Source organism: Streptomyces blattellae, assembly GCF_009709555.1.
GTDB lineage: Bacteria > Actinomycetota > Actinomycetes > Streptomycetales > Streptomycetaceae > Streptomyces > Streptomyces blattellae.
In genome coordinates this window covers 1-1,313 of sequence record NZ_WJBG01000011.1, presented here as the reverse complement: position 1 = coordinate 1,313, position 1,313 = coordinate 1, and the positions used below count along the sequence as shown (strand labels likewise).

At 71.1% G+C, this 1,313-nt stretch carries 1 protein-coding gene and 1 pseudogene; both read right to left on the bottom strand.

Going from position 1 to position 1,313, the window contains the following annotated elements; all coding sequences use genetic code 11:
- Window positions 1–1,017: L-serine ammonia-lyase (locus GFH49_RS00655; RefSeq protein ID WP_155053753.1), on the bottom strand; the 1,017-nt coding region annotated here is incomplete at its 3' end.
- 73 nt (window positions 1,018–1,090) lie between these two features.
- Window positions 1,091–1,313 (bottom strand): annotated as a pseudogene (locus GFH49_RS00650) (serine hydroxymethyltransferase); the annotation flags it as partial.

The following is a 1,313-nucleotide window of genomic DNA, read 5'->3' as shown; positions in this document are numbered from 1 at the left end:
GCCGACCTCGGCGCCGGAGATGGAGGCGTTCTCCTTGAAGAGCATGCCGATCGCGCCGGCCGCCAGCAGAAACCTCACCACCCCGTCCTCGTCCGCTCCCGGCACGAAGTTGACGTAGTAGTGCAGGACCGCCGGGATGATGCCGGCCGCGCCGTTCGTCGGGGCCGTCACGACCCTGCCGCCCGCGGCGTTCTCCTCGTTGACGGCCATCGCGTAGAGCGTGATCCACTCCATGGCCAGGGCCTTCGGGTCGCCCTCCGAGCGCAGCTTGCGGGCCGAGTTGGCCGCCCGTCGCCGTACCTTCAGGCCGCCCGGCAGGATGCCCTCGCGGGACATGCCGCGTGCCACGCACTCCCGCATCACCTGCCAGATCTCCAGCAGGCCCGCGCGGATTTCCTCCTCGGTCCGCCAGGACCGCTCGTTCTCCAGCATCAGGGACGAGATCGACAGGCCGGTGTCCGTCGTCAGGCGCAGCAGCTCGTCGCCCGTGCGGAAGGGGTACTTCAGGACCGTGTCGTCGAGTTTGATGCGGTCGGCACCGACCGCGTCCTCGTCGACGACGAAGCCGCCGCCCACGGAGTAGTAGGTCTTGGCGAGGAGTTCGGCGCCGGTGGCGTCGTGTGCCCGGAGCGTCATGCCGTTCGCGTGGTAGGGGAGGGCTTTACGGCGGTGCAGGACCAGGTCCTCGGCGAAGTCGAAGCCGATCTCCCGCTCGTCGAGCAGCCGGAGCCGGCCCGCCGCCTTGATGTCGTCCACCCGCTGGTCGGCGGTCGCGACGTCCACCGTGCGCGGTGCGGCGCCCTCCAGTCCGAGCAGTACCGCCTTGGGCGTGCCATGGCCGTGTCCGGTCGCGCCCAGGGAGCCGTACAGCTCGGCCCGTACGGACTCGGCCGAGTCCAGGACCCCTTCGCTGCGCAGCCGGAGGGCGAACATGCGGGCCGCGCGCATCGGGCCCACGGTGTGGGAGCTGGACGGGCCGATGCCGATCGAGAACAGGTCGAAGACCGAGATGGCCACGGGGACTCCTCACAGCGGGGTGACGGGGCACCCGGTACCTGGTGACGATGACCGGGTGCCCCACCGGGGGTACTTAGTTGTTCAGGCCGGGATACAGCGGGTGCTTGGCCGCGAGCGCGGTGACCCTGGCCCTGAGCGCCTCGGCGTCGTACGACTGCTTCAGCGCCTCGGCGATGACGTCCGCGACCTCGGCGAAGTCCTCGGCGGTGAAGCCGCGGGTGGCGAGGGCGGGGGTGCCGATGCGCAGGCCCGAGGTCACCATCGGCGGGCGCGGGTCGTTCGGGACGGCGTTGCGG